Annotated in this window: 10 protein-coding genes; all 10 read right to left on the reverse strand. The window is 70.6% G+C overall.

The annotated features are described in order from the left end of the window. Positions 1 to 42 precede the first annotated feature (42 nt). Complete coding sequence (tagH, locus tag E5P3_RS27800) at positions 43 to 1,596, reverse strand: type VI secretion system-associated FHA domain protein TagH (protein WP_162588900.1); 1,554 nt, start codon at positions 1,594 to 1,596, stop codon at positions 43 to 45. A 43-nt stretch (positions 1,597 to 1,639) separates the two neighbouring features. Further along, on the reverse strand, positions 1,640 to 2,041 hold the full coding sequence (locus tag E5P3_RS27805; RefSeq protein ID WP_068678020.1) for a DUF4150 domain-containing protein: 402 nt from the start codon (positions 2,039 to 2,041) through the stop codon (positions 1,640 to 1,642). Positions 2,042 to 2,045: 4 nt separating this feature from the next. Next, a complete protein-coding gene (locus tag E5P3_RS27810) occupies positions 2,046 to 2,672 on the reverse strand; it encodes a DUF3540 domain-containing protein (RefSeq protein ID WP_162588901.1) in 627 nt (208 codons plus the stop codon). 61 nt (positions 2,673 to 2,733) lie between these two features. Beyond that, the gene (locus tag E5P3_RS27815; RefSeq protein ID WP_162588902.1) at positions 2,734 to 3,786 is read right to left on the reverse strand and encodes a pentapeptide repeat-containing protein; all 1,053 of its coding nucleotides are present in this window, start codon (positions 3,784 to 3,786) and stop codon (positions 2,734 to 2,736) included. Further along, a complete protein-coding gene (locus E5P3_RS27820; protein WP_162588903.1) occupies positions 3,783 to 6,380 on the reverse strand; it encodes a DUF2169 family type VI secretion system accessory protein in 2,598 nt (865 codons plus the stop codon). Before E5P3_RS27820 ends, E5P3_RS27815 begins: the two co-directional genes overlap by 4 nt. A gap of 9 nt (positions 6,381 to 6,389) precedes the next feature. Beyond that, entirely contained in the window at positions 6,390 to 9,203 is a 2,814-nt protein-coding gene (locus E5P3_RS36205; protein ID WP_162588904.1) for a type VI secretion system Vgr family protein, read from the reverse strand. Between the two features lie 24 nt (positions 9,204 to 9,227). Further along, positions 9,228 to 10,595, reverse strand: a complete 1,368-nt coding sequence (locus E5P3_RS27830; RefSeq protein WP_162588905.1) for a tetratricopeptide repeat protein — start codon at positions 10,593 to 10,595, stop codon at positions 9,228 to 9,230. 85 nt (positions 10,596 to 10,680) lie between these two features. Then, the gene (tssH, locus tag E5P3_RS27835; protein ID WP_162588906.1) at positions 10,681 to 13,359 is read right to left on the reverse strand and encodes a type VI secretion system ATPase TssH; all 2,679 of its coding nucleotides are present in this window, start codon (positions 13,357 to 13,359) and stop codon (positions 10,681 to 10,683) included. Between the two features lie 38 nt (positions 13,360 to 13,397). Beyond that, a complete protein-coding gene (gene tssG, locus E5P3_RS27840) occupies positions 13,398 to 14,480 on the reverse strand; it encodes a type VI secretion system baseplate subunit TssG (protein ID WP_443083270.1) in 1,083 nt (360 codons plus the stop codon). Further along, positions 14,456 to 16,360: a type VI secretion system baseplate subunit TssF gene (gene tssF, locus E5P3_RS27845; protein ID WP_162588907.1), complete on the reverse strand. Its 1,905-nt coding sequence runs from the start codon at positions 16,358 to 16,360 to the stop codon at positions 14,456 to 14,458. The genes tssG and tssF overlap by 25 nt, the downstream gene beginning before the upstream one ends. Between the last annotated feature and the right edge of the window lies 1 nt (position 16,361).

A 16,361-nucleotide genomic window follows, 5' to 3' on the forward strand; every position in this document is an offset into this window, starting at 1 on the left:
TCGTCCTCGTCCCTCTTGCTCTTGCACTTGCTCTTGCTCTTGCTATTTGCGGCCTTCGCCCGACTTCAGGCGTGCCATCTGTTCCTCGTAGGCCTGCACGAAGGCCTTGCCGAAGAGGGTGTGGAAATCGTCCTCCGCCTCGCTCGCGATGCCGGCGTAGAGCGCAACGAACTGGTCCCACAGCTTGGCCTTCCGGTTGGCGGCGAACAGGCTGTCGAGGGCGGACTTCGCGGCGATCTTCTTCTCGAGCTCGCCGGGTTCGAAGCGCTCGATGAGTTGGGCCAGCGCGGCGCGCATGCCGACCATCACGCCGAACTGGTGCGCGCGCAGGTCGTCGAAGGCATCGCGCATCGCCGCCTCGGCCGGCATGAAGCCGCGCACGCCGGGCCCCAGCAGATGCGCCAGCGCGACCTCGGCGGTGGGCGAGAACTTGAGCGGGTTGTTGGCCTGCGCCGCGATCATCGTCACCTCGGCGCGCAGCTCGCGCTTGAATTCCTGGCGTGTCAGCAGCAGCTGCAGCGTGCCCTCGGTGGCCGAGCGCAGCAGCACGCCGATGCGCTCCATCAGCCCCGGCGTCAGCAGCTCCGGCATCTGGTGCGTGCTGCCGAGGCCGCGCAGGAGGGCGGCGAGCAGCGCGTCGGGTGAGGTGGCGCCCATCGGAGCCGAGGCCGGGCCCGGCGGCGGCGAGGCCAGGACCGGCTCGCCCGTCATGTCGTCGAAGCGCGGCGCGGACGAAGGCGCGACGGCCGGCACTTCGCGCGGCGGCGCATAGCCGAATTGCCCGATCGGAAGATGGTCGGCGCGTGGCGCCGCGGCCGCGGGCGGCGTGCCCTGCAACGCCGCAAACGGATCGGCCGCCGCGGCCGTGTTGGGCTGGCGCAGCGGGTCTGCCAGCGGCGACAGCGCGAGCGGATCGCCGCCGAGGCCCGCGCCAGCGCCGCCGCCGAACAGCTCGTCGATGCCCGTCCCCTTGGCCGCAGGCGACACCAGGCCCAGGTCGGAGAAGTCGTCATCGAGCAGGCCGCGCGCCGGTGTCGCGACACCGGGCGCGGCCGGCGACGGCGCCAGGAGATCCGCGAAGGGATCCTCGGCCGAGGCCGCGGGACGCCCGGCGCCCAGCGGATCGCCGAGCGGAAGGTCCGGCACGGCCGAAGCCGCAGCCGGCGCCGGCGCGGCAGGCCCGAGCCCGGCAAGCAGGTCGGCAAAGGGGTCGTCCTCCGCAGGCCTCGCGACGGCGGCCGGCGCTGCGGCAAGAGCCGCGGCAGCGCCTGCGGACGCCGCGGAAGGCGCCGCCTCCACCACCAGCTCGAAGCCACCGATGACCAGCCGCATCCCTTGCGACAGCGCGGCCTCGTTGCCCGCGCCCAGCGGCCGGCCATTGCACAGCATCGGATTGCTGCCGCGGTCGACGATGAAGTACTGCCCGTCGCGGCACAGCACCTGCGCATGCACGCGCGACACCGTCCGGTCGGGATCGTCAAGCACCAGCGTGTTGGCCGGCGCGCGCCCGATGGTGCCGCCCTGCACGTCGAATTGCGCGCTCAGCGCGCGGCCCGCACGGGCGCCCTGGGGGGTGAGGACCGATATGCGAATCACGATCGTGGCTCCGTCGAGTGAGGCCTGCGCCTGGGCACCTTCGTCATGGCGCCAGCATCAGGACCAGCGCCTGGCTGGGCACGACGCGCGCGCCCGGGCAGTTGGTGCTGTTCTGCAGCGACATGCTGGTGAGGCGCGTCGCCGGCATGCCCATGTAGAGCACCGTGAAGGCGCCCGTCAGGTGGCGGCTCGGGCCCATCACCGTGCCCGAGGCCACACCGGTCGCCACGCCGGGGTTGTCGCCGTTGGTCATGGGAATGGTGGTCGCGAGGTTGTGCACCGGCATGCCCATGATCAGGATGTTCGGGCAGTTGGGAACCGCCATCGGCCCCATGGCGATGTTGGGATAGGGGATGGGGATCGGCGAGGGCGAAGGCGGCGCGGGCGTGAGGCACACGTCCGGGAAGCCCATGTCGGTGCCCATCATCTGGCAGTTGGCGAACATGGCGTCACCCGAAGTGGATCTGCCCGCCGCGGGTCTTGACCAGCTTGCCGCCGTTGATCAGCGCATGCTCGCCCGACAGCCTCAGCAGTTGGTCGGCCTCGATCTCCAGGTGCGTGGCCTGCACCCGGTCGATGCCCTGGGTGGTGCGCAGGTGATGCTTGCTGAAATGCGTGACCCGATCGAAGACGCTGTTCAACGCCAGGCCCACCAGCTTGATCGCACCCGCCACCACGCGCAGCCGGCTGCTGCTGAACTCGGCCTCGCCCACCACCATCTCGGCGCGCGCGGCGCGCAGTTCAAAACGCGTGATTTCGAAGCTGAGCTCGGGCGCCTCGATCTTGAGCGGCGCCCCGCTGCGCAGCAGGTGCGCCGCGCCCTCCTCGCGCTGCAGGACGGCCACCACCCAGAGCTCGTCCGGCGCCACCAGCAGGCAGGCGACCGTGTCGCCCGCCACCGGCTCCAGCAGGCAACTCGCGGCACGCCGCCCGACGGCTTCGAGCCCGCCGCTGCGGATGGAGAAGGCCCGGCCGGCGACGCCGGTCACCAGGCCGACGCAGGACTGCGCCGGCGTCGCGCCGCCCGGCACGCCACGCCGGGCCGGCTGCCCGGCGATGGATGTGGAATCGCTCATGGTCGCGTGCTCCTTGTCATTTCCTGGTCATTGCCTGTCATTTGCTTGTGCTGCATCCGATTCAGCCCCCCACCGGCTGCCAGTCCTCCGCCTGCGCCAGCGCGGGATCGGTCTCCAGGGCACGGACGCGGTCGGGCAACTGCGCATGCTCCGTGGCCGCGCGGTGCAGCACGGTGCGGAAAAGCGTCGCCTCGCGCGCATCCACCGCGCGCAGGTCGGCATGGCTGAAGTCCGCATAGGTCAGTTCGGCGCCGCGCAGCACCGCACCTGGCAGCTGCGCGCGCGCGAAATGGCACTGGTAGAGATCCGCGCCATCGAAGCGCGCGGCCGGAAAGATGCTGGCGGTGAACAGCGCCTGGCGCAGCCGGGCACCCGCGAAGCTCACGCCCGTTCCGCGGGCCTCGCAGAACACGGCGCCGTTCGCCTGCACGCCGGCGAAGTCGGCACCCTCCAGCGTCGCGCCCTGGAAGTTGCACTGCGGCATCGCCACCTGCGCGAAGCGCGCGCCGCTCAGGTCGAGGCAGGAGAACTGGCAGCCGTCCAGCGCCAGCCCGGCGAAGGACTTCTGCGCCAGCCCGGTCTTGTGGAAGATCACGCGGCGCAGGCTGGCGCGCTCCCAGCTCAGGCGCGCCAGGTCGCATTCCATCACCGAGGTGTGCAGCCAGCGGCTGTCGTCGGCGTTGACGTCGACCAGGCTGCTGCCCAGGAAGGCGGCCGATTCGAGCGAGCAGCCGGCCAGCGCCGCGTGGTCGAGCCGGCAGGCGGAAAAGGTCGCCATGTCGAGCGCCGCGCGGGCGAGCTGCCCATGCGGGAGCCGGCAGCCGGTGAAGGTGGCGCCGTGCAGGTTGGCCTCGCGGAAATCCACGTGCTCGAGCTCGCACTGGTTGAAGACGGCGCGGCGCAGGTTGGCGCCGTTGAAGAGCGCGCCGCGCAGGTCGCACTGGTCGAACAGGGTCTCGCGCGCATCGGCGCCGCGGAAGTCGGCCTGCGCCAGCTGCGTGCGCGTGAAGATGCCGCCGCCGAGGTAGCTCTTCGCGAAGGAGCCCTTGCGCAGGTCCTGGCCTTCGATCGGTTCGCCCAGCGCGGCGGCATAGGCCAGCAGTTGCGCCTTCATGGCGTGCCCCCCGCATGCTGCTCCGGCGCCAGCCGCGGCCAGGTGCGGGCCCGCTGCAGCAGCGCGCCTTCGAGGCGCGCATCGCCGTCGAGCCGGATGCGCGACAGGTCGGCGCCGAACAGGTTGGCGTTGCGCAGATCGGCGCCGCGCAGGTCGGCGCGCTGCAGGATCGCGTCCTTGAAGTCCACGCCCGCGAGCCGCGCCCGCGCCAGCACCGCCTTGCGCAGCAGCGCGCCCTTGGCGCTTGCCAGCCGCGCATCGCAATCGGTCAGTTGCGCCATGCCGAGGTTGGCCCCGTCGAGCCGGGCGCGCACCAGCCGCGCGCCGGTGAGATTGCATTCGCCGAGGTTGGCGCCCTGCAGGCCGGCGCCCGTGAAGTCGGCGTGCGCCAGGGTGGTGGCCTGCACGAAGCTCGCGCCGGCCAAGTGCGCGCCACTGAAATCGGCACGTTCGAGCCGGCACCCGATGAAGTTGCTGCCCGCCAGCTTCGCACCGCGGAAGTCCAGCCCCTGCAGGTCGCATTCGATGAAGTTGCACGCGGCCAACTCGGCCTCGGCCAGCACCACACCCTTCATGTCCAGCTTGTAGAAGAGCAGGCCCGGGCCCACCGCGCCGCTCCAGTCGGCCGCGCCCCAGCGCGTGTCCATCAGCTCGGCGCCGGCCAGGCGGGCCTGGCGCAGCTGGGTCGCCTCGAAGCTGCAGTACTGCAGGTTGGCACCCGAGAACTCGGCTCGGTCGAAGACGGCACCGCGCAGCTGCGCGCGGCCCAGGTTGGCGGCCTGGAAGACGGTCTCGATCGCGATCGCGCCGCGCAGGTCGGCATGGGCCAGCACGGCGGCGCGGAAGTTCGCACCCGACAGGTTGGCGCCCGCGAGCCGGGCGCTTTCGAGCCAGGCGCCGGTGAAGTCGATGCCACGCAGGTCGAGATTGGAAAAGTCCGCGCCGGTGAAGTCCGCACCCGGCAGCTGCTTCGTGCCGCGCGCGAGCAGCCATTCGATCTCGCGCCGGGCCTCGGCCGCACGCTCGCCCGCAAGCGGCGCGACCGGCGGCTGCATGTGGGCGTTCTTCAGGTAGTCGAGGTGGTGCGCCATTTCCTGCAGCACGAGCTGCGGTGCCATCGTCGCCCGGTCGAAGACGCGCTCGCCCAGCGCGAAGCCCTTCTCGATCTCGGCCAGCTGCGCGCTCGCGCGGTAGCTGGGCGGCCCGCGATGCACCAGCCGCTCGGGGTCGAGCTTCTTCTCGCGCATGAAGGCCTGTGCGTTCTCCAGCTGCGTCACCGCGTCCTCGACGGCGGCCCACTGCTGCTTCTCCATCTCGGCTTCTAGCTTCTCGAGGTACGCCGGCAGTTCCTGCGCACTCGGCGGCTTCTCGCGCGGCGCGAGGCGAACTCCGAGGGCGTCCGGGTCCTTGCCCTGCGCGCGCAGCTGGTCGCGCGCCATCTCGACGTCGACCTGCGCACGCCGGTACTGCGCGTCCTCGCGCAGCCCGTCGGACTTCATCACCGCCTGCGCCTGCTCCTGGCCGGGGTCGACAGTGTCCAGGCCCGCGGGCACCAGGTCCGCATCGTTGAGCGCCTGCACCGCAGCGCGCCGGCCGTCGAGGCGCTTGCCGAGCACCTCCAGGTAGTGCTCGGGCGGGCGCGGCTCGTCGAGGCGCTCGACGGCGCCGAGCAGCTGGCGCACATCGCCGCCGTCGTCCTCGCCGGTCTCGGCCAGGCCCTGGTGGATCAGCACCATGCGCCCGGCGTGCGGGAAGAACCACACGGTCGTCAACCGCATCGGGATCTCGCGCAGCCGCGTGTCGCCGTTGGTCCTGTAGTTGGCGAAGGCGCGCACCCGCAGGGCGGGCAGCGTGCCCTCGATACGCGCGCGTTCCGGATGCATGTGGTCGAGCGCGTAAGGCTCGTCGCCGCGCAAGGGCGCGTCCAGCCACTGGTCGCTGGGCGCGAGGTTGAAGTAGCGCCAGTCGACATCGGGCGGGAAGCCCGGCGCGTGCGCCTGAAGCCAGGCCTCGTCGTAGGTGCCGCGCAGGGCGGCGCGCTGCGGATGCATGACGTCGAGCGGCCCGAAGCCGGCCGGCGTCACCGCCTGGTCCGGCCGTTGCAGGCGCGCCTCCGGCAGCTCCAGGTTCGGCAGCCATTGCACGCCGCCTTCGACGCTGCGTCCGCGGCCCTGCGGATTGGGCGCGAAGTCCGGGCCGCCGTAGGCGTGGGTCCAGGCCAGCGGCATCCGCTCGAAGGGACGCGGCCGGCTGGGTGCGCCCGCGTCCCAGTAGCGCTCGCCGAAGACCAGCAGCGTCTTGTCGCGTGCGCCGAGCCGCGCGCGCACCGCCACCGCCTCCGGCCGCCCGGGCGCGGGCCAGGCATGGCCGTGCACCAGGAATTCCGGCGTGAGCTTGGCGATGCCCTCGTCGATCAGCGGCACCGCCATCTCGGCCGTGAGGAAGTTCCACATCGACTGCTCGTTCCACAGCGTGCCACGCGCGGCCTGCGCGAAAGGCACGTGCAGGTAACCCGAGACGCACAGGCCGAAGCGCTTGCGGTATTCCATCGGCCGCGCCGACAGGCCGAGCACCTGGGGCTTGATCACATGCATGGACAGCCCCTAGCCACCCGAGCCGCCCGAACCGCCGGACCCCGGCGCCGGCGGCAGCTGGAAGGGGGCATCGGCGGGCGCGATGCCATCGCCGCTGGTCGCCTGCGTGCTGTTCGGCGCCGGCCCGCTGGTGAGCGCGCCCACGTCGTTGCCGGTCGCGCCGCCCGACTGCGACAGCCGGTTGAGGCGCGCTGCCAGCCCTGGATGTCCCGCATCGGCCGCGGCCTGCGCTGCGTCGCGCAGCTCCTGGCGCGCCGCGCTGTACTGGTCCGACAGCTCGGAGAAGCCCATGCCGGCAGAGAACACGCTGAGGCCCGCCATCACGCCCAGCACCTCGGCCGCCACCGCCGCATCGGCGGCCGCCAGCGCAGCGCCGCCACCCGCGCCGCCGCCGCCCGGCGAATAGACCTTCATCGTGATCAGCTCCAGGTGCGGGCCCACCGAGGCGCTGATCTTCGCCGCCGCCACGGCCTCCATCTGCACCGCCAGCGTGGTGCTGATCTGCGCGCCCATGAAGGTGTCCACCGCCAGCCCGAGGAAGGTGCTGCGCGCCAGGCCCATGTTGGTCTCGCTCGCATGGCCGATGTAGCCGCTGGTGTTGGTGCCCAGCACCGTCGTGTTGTTCTCGATCGAGGTCTGGTTGATCTTGCCGACGGCGAGGATCGAGGCGTCGGTGTTGCTCAGCAGCGAGAACTTGTTCGCCATGATCGTGTACGGGCCGTTCGGCGAGGTGTGTACCACCGAGTTCGCGCCCGTCACCTTGTGCTCGATGTGGCCGGCCTCGAAGGTCATCTTCGCGGCCTTGTACGACAGGTTGCCGGTGATGTTGACCGTCTGGTTGCCGCCGATGGTGCGGGACTCGTTGCCGGTGGTGTTCTCGGTGCGGGTGGCCTTGGTGTCGGTGTTGATCGCGCCCTTGACCACCAGCGTGTGCACCCCGTCGACCTGGGTGCTCTGGTTGCCGACCACGTGGTTGTCCTGGTCGGTTCCGACCTTGAGCTTCTGCGCCAGGTCCACCACGTGCGACTCGTTGTTCTTGACGTGGATGCTGCGGTCACGCGTGACGGCCAGCGTCTGGTCGCGCTGCACGATGCTGCTCTGGTCGCGCTGGACCACCAGGCTCTGGTCGCGCCCGACGGTGGCCGAGTCGTCCAGCTCCACGCTGCGCGCCATGTTGCGCTCGGCGTGGACGGAGAGCACCTCCTCGCCCTTCTTGTCCTCGAACTGAATCTCGTTGTAGTTGTTGGCGTTGCCGCCCGGCGTGGAGCGGCTGCGGAAGCCGCTCTGCGTGGGGGACTTGTACGGGATCGGCTGCTCGTCGTTGTAGACCCGGCCGACGACGATCGGGCGGTCCGGATCGCCGTTGAGGAAGTCGACGATCACCTCCTGGCCGATGCGCGGGATGAAGTAGCCGCCCCAGCCCTTGCCGGCCCAGGGCTGCGAAACGCGCACCCAGCAGGTCGACTTCTGGTCGCGCTGGCCGTAGCGGTCCCAGTGGAAATGCACCTTGATGCGGCCATGGTCGTCCACGTGCAGTTCCTCGCCCTCGGGCCCCACCACGATCGCGGTCTGCGGCCCCGGCATGCGCACCCGCGGCGTCAGGCGCGGCGGCTTGAAAGGGATCTCCACCGGCAGCACCGTCAGCAGGAAGGCGCTGGCGCCGCGCGCGCCGTCGCGCAAGACCGGCGTGTCCTCGATCAGCTGCTGCAGCAGCTCGCGCGACTCGAGGTTGACGGCGTCGTCGGCCAGCGCCTGGCGCAGCAGCTCGGCGGGAAGCGCGGCGCCCTTGTAGCCCTCCAGGCCCTCGTAGCCCGGATGGGTCGCGACGAAGGTGCAGCCGGCGATGACGTACTCGCCGTCGCGCGTGCCGTCCGGGTCGCCCTCCAACTTGAAGGCCAGCCCTGCCGCCACGTCCGGCCAGGTGGTCAGCGCCCAGTGGCGGTCGCGCCGCGCCGTGAGCTCGTCGGCGCGGATCTTCGCCGTGTTCTCGGCGTCGTCGGTGCTGAAGTAGCCGCCCGGGAACTCGAAGGCTTCGAGGTCGGCCAGCTCGTGGTTGTCGGAGGCGTCGATGTCCACGCCCAGCTTCTTGCGGATCGCCTTGAAGTCGCTGTCGCGCGCCGCGTGCTTGCCGGTCTCGAAGCGGCGCGCCGCGACCCAGCGGCTGATCTCGTTGAAGCGGCCCTCGCTGGCGCCGTCGTGCGCGAAGCGCAGCGTCTCCGTCACCGGCAGCTTGGCGTGCGCCACGTCGCTGCTGTCGGCCAGGTGCATGGTGCCCGGCGCCTCGTGGGCGTCGAACCAGTAGTAGATGCCCTCGTCCTCGAGCAGGCGCGACAGGTAGTCGTAGTCGCTCTCCTGGTGCTGCACGCAGTAGCGGCGCGCGTTGTGCGTGCCGATCACGTTCTCGGACTTGAGCTTCTTGAAGCGCTTGATCGGGCTGTCCTCGAACACCGCGTCGAGCACTTCCAGCACCGGCTTGTCCTGCAGGATGCGCGAGTTCGTGCGCTTGCTCAGCAGCCAGAACCAGGAACGCAGCTGGATGCGGTATTCGAAGTAGCGTCCCACCTGTCCGCAGCGCATGAAGCGCACCGCGTGGCCCTGGCAGTGGCGCTCGTGCCTGCCGCCATCGGGATCGAGGAACTCCATCACCACGTCGAAGGCGCGGCCGAGGATGTCCTTGGCATCGAGCTGCCGGTTCTTCGACAGCACTGTCAGTTCGTAGACCGATGGCCGCGACAGCCCTTCATGGCCGGCCACGCTCCAGAACATCAGCTCGCCGGCAACGGGCGAATCGCTCTTGATGGTGAACTGCGTGTCTTCGGCCATGGCTCCTCTTTCTCTTTCTGCTTGCTAGTCCGCCGGGGACAGCGCCTCTTTCCTGCACGACACCACCCACCCGTCCACGGGCTCGCCGCTCTCCACGCGCAGATCTGCCCGCTCCAACTCCTCGACCACCAGGCCCGCATCCACAAGCACCTTGCGCAAGTAGCTCTCACGATGGCTGTAGCGGCCGTGAGGGTGGAGCCGGAAGCCGGCGGCCTCCTCCCCGGCCAAGGCCTCGACGGTGAAGACCAGCCAGCCCCCCGGCCGCAGGACCTTCGCCGCGGCCTGGAAGAGGCTGCCCAGCTCGCCGAAATAGATCAGCACGTCGGCCGATACGATGAGGTCGCAGGAGGCCGCCCGGGCGCCCTCGAGGAAGGCAGTGAGCTCGGCCTTCGTCAGCGCGTCGTAGCCCCCCCGCAGCCGCGCCTTGTCGAGCATCGGCTGCGACAGGTCGACGCCGGCCAGGTGCCGCGCGTACGGTGCGATCAGCGGGCCGCACAGGCCGGTGCCGCAGCCCGCATCCAGCACGTCCAGCGCGCGTTTCGGCTCGCCCAGGCGCCGTGCCACGGCCTCGGCAACCTGCGCCGGCCCGCGGTAGTCCAGCTCCGCCAGCGTCTTGTCGAAGGTGTTGGCAAAGGCATTGAAGGTGCGTTCCACGTAGGCGTCGGCGGCGCGCTCCGGCACGGCCTCGCCCGAGCAGCCTGCGAGATGATGGAGCGCCGTCGGGTCCCCGGGGTCCCGCGCCAGCCAGTCGCGGTAGACCTGCGCCGCCGCGTCCGGCCGCCCGAGCCTGCGGTAGATCAGTCCGAGCAAGGGGCGCGCCATCATGAGCTCGGGGTTCAGGCGCAGGGCCTCGTCGAGGCAGCTGCGTGCCTCCTCGTTGCGCGACAGGCGCAGCAGCACGCGCCCGAGGTTGGCATGGATCTCGGCCTTGTCCGGGTCCAGTGCGAGGGCGCGGCGCAGGGTGGACTCCGCTTCCCCGAGCCGCCCCCGCTCGTTCTGGAACACGCCGAGGTTGTTGTGGATGTCGGCGCGCTGCGGCGCCAGCCGCAGGGCCTGCGCGTAGGCCTCGCCCGCCGCGTCGGCCTGGTCGGCCAGCAGCAGGACATTGCCGAGATTGATGTACCAGCCGAAATGCCGGCCGTCGAGCGCGATGGCCGCCCGGATCAGCGTGATCGCCCGCGCATGGTCGCCGCGTTGGTGCGCCGCCAGGCCCTTGAAATGCAGGGCCTCGGCATGGCCCGGCGCTGCCGTGAGGACGCGCTCGTAGCCTTGCTCGGCCTCGTCGAACCGGCCGGCCTCGTGCAGTGCCCGGGCCCGGGCCCACTCCAGCGCCGGGCCGAATGCTTCGGCCGACGGCGTGGGTTGGACGATGGAATTTGAAGGGTTGCTCATCGGCGTCTGCTCCTTGTCATGTGTCGACGGTGAGTGGCCACTACTCCCGATCGGTTCCACGACGAGGCGCGTCTCTTCTTCGCATTCAGAACCCGTAGGCGAACTGCCCCTCGGCCACGCGCACCTGCACCCGCTCGATCGGCCTGCCTTCCATCATCCGGTTCAGGAACTCGCGGCTGATGTCGGGCAGCATCGTGTTGGTGAGGATCGCGTCGATCATCCGGCCGCCCGATTCGCTCTCGGTGCAGCGGCTGACGACCAGCTTCACCACGTCGTCGCCATACTCGAAGGGGATCTGGTAGCGCGCCTCCACCCGCTTCTTGATGCGTTTGAGCTGCAGCTCGACGATCTTCCCGAGCATCTCGTCGGACAGCGGGTAGTAGGGGATGGTCACCAGCCGGCCCAGCAGCGCCGGCGGGAAGATCTTCAACAGGGGCTCGCGCAGGGCCTTGGCCATGCCCTCGGGGTCGGGCATCAACTCCGGGTCCTTGCACAGGCTGGCGATCAGCTCGGTGCCGGCGTTGGTGGTCAGCAGGATCAGCGTGTTCTTGAAGTCGATGCTGCGGCCCTCGCCGTCCTCCATGAAGCCCTTGTCGAAGACCTGGAAGAACAGCTCGTGCACGTCGGGGTGCGCCTTCTCCACCTCGTCGAGCAGCACCACGCTGTAGGGCCGGCGGCGCACGGCTTCGGTGAGCACCCCTCCCTCGCCGTAGCCCACGTAGCCGGGCGGCGCGCCCTTGAGCGAGCTGACGGTGTGCGCCTCCTGGTACTCGCTCATGTTGATGACGATCATGTTCTGCTCGCCGCCGTACAGGGCCTCCGCCAGCGCGATCGCGGTCTCGGTCTTGCCCACGCCGGAGGTGCCGGCCAGCATGAAGACGCCGATCGGCTTGCCGGGGTTGTCGAGGCCGGCGCGCGCGGTCTGGATGCGCTTGGCGATCATCTCCATCGCGTGGTCCTGGCCGATCACCCGCTGGCCCAGCAGCGCCGGCAGCTTGAGCACGGTCTCGATCTCGTTGCGCTGCATGCGGCCGACCGGGATGCCGGTCCAGTCGGCGACCACCGACGACACGGCCTGCGAATCCACCGAGGGCAGGATCAGCGGGGACTCGCCTTGCACGCTACTGATCTTCGTCTGCAGCTCGTGCAGCTCGGCCAGCAGTGCGCTGCGGTCCGGGGCGACGCCCTCGGCCGTCGCCGCATCGATCGGCTTGTTGCCCTCGCGCAGCTTGCCGCGCAATTCGAGCAAGCGGTCGACCAGTCCCTTCTCCTCCTTCCAGCGCGCATCGAGCTTCTCGAGCTGCGCCTTCGACTCGGCCAGCAACGACTGCACCTGCGCCGAACGCTTGCTCACGTCGATCCCGATCGCCTCCTCGCGGCCGATGATCTCCTGCTCCACTGTCAGCGCCTCGATGCGGCGCTGGCAGTCCTCCACCTCCGGCGGCATCGCATGCTGCGAGACCGCGACGCGCGCGCAGGCCGTGTCGAGCAGGCTCACGGCCTTGTCCGGCAGCTGCCGCGCGGGGATGTAGCGGTGCGACAGCTTCACCGCCGCCTCGATGGCCTCGTCCAGCAGCTGCACGCGGTGGTGCTTCTCGAGCACGCTGGCCACGCCGCGCAGCATGAGGATCGCCTTGGTCTCGTCGGGCTCGGGCACCTGCACCACCTGGAAGCGGCGCGTGAGCGCCGGGTCCTTCTCGATGTACTTCTTGTACTCGGCCCAGGTGGTGGCGCCGATGGTGCGCAGGTTGCCGCGCGCCAGCGCGGGCTTCAGCAGGTTGGCCGCATCGCCGGTGCCGGCCGCGCCGCCTGCCCCCACCAGCGTGTGGATCTCGTCGATGAACAGGATGATGGGTGTCGGCGAGGCCTGCACCTCGTCGATCACCTGCCGCAGCCGCTGCTCGAACTCGCCCTTCATGCTGGCACCGGCCTGCAGGAGGCCGATGTCCAGCGTGAGCAGCTTCACCTCCTTGAGTTGCGGCGGCACGTCGCCGCGCGCCAGCCGCTGGGCGAAGCCTTCCACCACCGCGGTCTTGCCGACACCCGCTTCGCCGGTGAGCAGCGGGTTGTTCTGGCGGCGCCGCATCAGGATGTCGACGATCTGGCGGATTTCCTCGTCCCGCCCGGTCACCGGATCCATCCCCCCTTTCCTCGCCTTCTCGGTGAGGTCGACAGCAAACTTCTTGAGCGCATCGCCCTTGCCCATGGCGGCGGGGGCCATCGCGCCGGCGTCCTCGCCGGGGGCTGCACTGCCCATGCCGGTGCCGTCCTGCGCCCGCATCTTCGATTCGGGCGAAGGGTCGCAGATCTTTGCGAAGTTGTCGGCCAGGTCCTCGACCTTGACCTTCTCGAACTGCTTCGACAGGCCCATCAGCGGATTGCGCAGGCTGGGCGTCTTGAGCATGCCCACCAGCAGGTAGCCGGTGCGCACCTGCGCCTCGCCGAACTGCAGCGTGGCATAGGTCCAGGCGCGTTCGATGGCGTTCTCGATGTGCGGCGAGAAGTCGCTGATGGCGGTGGCGCCGCGCGGCAGGCGGTCGAGCGCGGCCGTCATGTCCTTGGCGATCACCGAAATGTCCAGCCCGTAGTGCTGCATCACGCGGTGCAGGTCGGAGTCCTGCTGCTGCAGCAGCTGGGCAAACCAGTGCTCGAGTTCCACGTAGGCATTGCCCCGCATCTTGCAGAACACGGTGGCGCCCTCGATCGCCTTGTAGGCGAGCGCATTGAGCTTGCCGAACAAGGCGGTGCGGCTGATTTCACTCATGATGTTTCTCCATCGTCAGGACGAACGGCCCCGGTGGTTCATTCAAGCGCGGCGCGCAGCAGCAGAGGCGCGTCGCCGTCGATGCGCACGTCGGCCGCGTCGCGCTTCCGGCGGCGCGTGCCCAGCCACGACACCCAGCCCAGACGCGGTGCGTTGCCCGCGTGCGCGCCCAGCCGCGTGGGCGGCACTTCCTCTTTCTCCAGGATCAGTTCGGCGTCCCAGTACAGCTCGCCGCCCAGCAGTTGCTGCATCCAGCGCTGCAGCACCGGCCGCGCCGAGCCGGTGGGCAGGAAATCGCGGTAGCGCTCCAGCGTGAGCGGCCCGATGTGCAGGCGCACGCGGTGCTGGCGGTCCCAGGCGCGCCGCCCCAGCATCGCGCCCATGCCCAGCGAACCGGCGGCCTCGCCACGGCCCAGGCGGGTGAGCTCCTGCGGGGGCAGCGCCATCCAGTGGCCGACCCAGGGCTCCAGCCGGACCGGCACGCCGAAGTAGCTGGCGAGCACCGCCTCCACGCCTTCGGCGTTGTGCACCCGGCGCACCAGGCGGCCCGCGAAATGCAGGCGCGCGTCGTCGTGGATCTCGTCGCGCTCCTGTCGCGCCGCGGTGCCGATGCCGACCAGCGCGCCGACCTGGCGGCGAAAGCCGTCCTCCTGCGGACGGTCCAGCCCGACCGCCGGCCGCGCCTGTGCCCAGGCCCGGTAGAAGAAGAGCGCGAAGCGGTGCGAGAAGGTGTCGAGGAAGGCGAGCCAGGTCGGGTCGCCGTGGTTGAGCACCCGCTCGCGGATGAAGTCGCTCAGGTGCACCGGCAGCGGCCCGTTGGGCCCGAGGTAGCCGAAGAAATGCTGGCGCAGCCGCGGCGGCGAATGGGCCGTCGCCGCCTCGAAACGGCTGAAGCTCGCCGGCGCGAAGGAGAGCGATGGCTCCTGTCCCACCCGCACGGACTCGGCCCCGGGCAGCAGCGCGCGGCCCCAGCGGGGTGCCGTGACGCAGAGGCTTTCGAGCCGCCGCATCAGTGCGAAGTAGTCGTAGGCCCAGGGCTGGTCCGCGCAGGCCTGAAGGCGCTCGGCGACCGTCTCGCCGCGAGCGGCCTGCAGCGTCACAGGATCGGGCGTGCCCCGCACAGCGGCCTCCAGCGCATGATCTCGCCCCGGCCCGCGGCCGTCAGCACGGTCTCGACGAAATGATTGACCTCCACGTGCCGCGCCAGGTAGCGCGCTAGCACCGCGCCGAAGAGGAAGGCACTGTGGCCATGGAAGGCATTGCGGTCGACGTCCAGGGTGACCTCGAGCCCGCGGCCGAAGGCGATCGGCCCGCCCAGCGGCAGGCGGCGCGCCACCGGCTTCGCGCGCACCGAGAGCAGGCCGCGCACCTGGCTCTGCCGGATCTCGTCGGCATGCGCCGCGTAGAGCATCAGCATCTCGCGCAGCGCGGCGGCGCCTTCCTGCGCGCTGCTGTCGGCCAGCGACAGGTAGTTGAGCGCGAGGTGATCGATCACGCGCCAGCCCAGCCCCTGGCTCACCACCGGCGAGACCGGCCGCGAGGGCCCACGCACCATGCGCACGCGCTGCGCCGGAAAGGCATCGACGCAGTCGAAGTCGTTGTCGCGGCCCAGCGGCATCAAGAGCGGCAGGTCGCGGTTGGTGACCAGCGCGCTGACGGCCAGCTGCCGCAGCGAGCCGTCGTAAGGGGCCTGCTGCGGATCGACGATCTGCATGTACAGCTCGGAGCCGATGTGGCTGCTGCGGCGCCCTTCGCTGCGCTGGCGCGCCGACATCATGCGCGGCTCGCGCGTGGTGGTGAAGTAGGCGGGATGGCTGTGGCGGCTGCCGTGGAAGGCCGCGTAGAAGGGCAGGAAGACCTGCTCCGGCGGGGCACCTGCGCCGCCGGGCGCCCCATGGCCCACCACCTCGGTGACCGTGTGCAGCTCGAAGTCCTGCGGCCGGGTGCGGTCCGGCACCAGGTGGAACTGGCTCACACCCTCGCTGACCGGCACACGGTCGAGCCGCTTGCCGAAGAGGTTGATGACCGGCACGCAGTGCAGCTGCACGTTGCCGAGGCCGACCAGCTTCTCCAACGCGGCATCGCCGCGCGAGAACAGCACCACGATCTCGATCTCGGTCACCGCCATCGACGACAGCAGCGACTGCAGCCCCGCGATGCGCGCGAACTGGAAGCGCTGCGGAAAGGCGAAGTACTCCTGCACCAGCCGATGGCCGGAGAAGCCGGTGGCGGTGACGGGCAGCAGCGCCTCGTCGTCCTCGAAGCCGATGGGGTGCACCGCGCTCGCGGGCAGCGATCGCACCGCGCTGCCGGCCGCACCGGAGGCGCTGCCGCCGGCGGCCAGCGGCTGCACCAGCACGCCCAGCGGCTTGCCGAGCATGCACTCGTGCAGTTGCCAGGCCACGTCCTCCGCGCCGCCGAAATGGAGCACGAGCTCGTCCATCGGGATCTGGTCGAAGCGCAGGCCGGCGGTGGCGGCGAGCGCGATGCGCAGGCCGCCGCGGATCTCGCGCGACTGCGGATGCTGCGCCAGCGGCAGGTCGGGCGCGTAGCTGAAGTACTGCACGCGCCGCACCTCGATCGGCCAGAGCCGCAGCGCGCGCGAGGTGCGGAACTCGCAATGCGTGTTCTGCCCCACCGCCGCGCGCGCGCGCAGGCCGCTGCCGCGCGGCAGCGTGGGTCCGGTGGCGAGGCTGGCGTCGTCGGGATCGATGGCCATGGAAACCACCGCCATCGAGGGCGTCGGCGCCATGAAGTTCGGATAGACGATGTCCAGCAGGTGCCCGGTGAAGCGCGGGTATTCGGCATCGAGCTTGAGGGCCACGCGCGCCGACAGGAAGGCGGTGGCCTCGATCAGCCGTTCGACATAAGGGTCGGCGACCTCCTGGCCCTCGATGCCGAGGCGGTTGGCGATCTTCGGGAAGGCCCGCGCGAACTCGGCCGAGCTCTCGCGGAAATAGCGCAGCTCCTGCTCGTACAAGGACAAGAGGCGCGGGTCCATT

Source organism: Variovorax sp. RA8 (assembly GCF_901827175.1).
In the GTDB taxonomy this organism is placed as follows: domain Bacteria; phylum Pseudomonadota; class Gammaproteobacteria; order Burkholderiales; family Burkholderiaceae_C; genus Variovorax.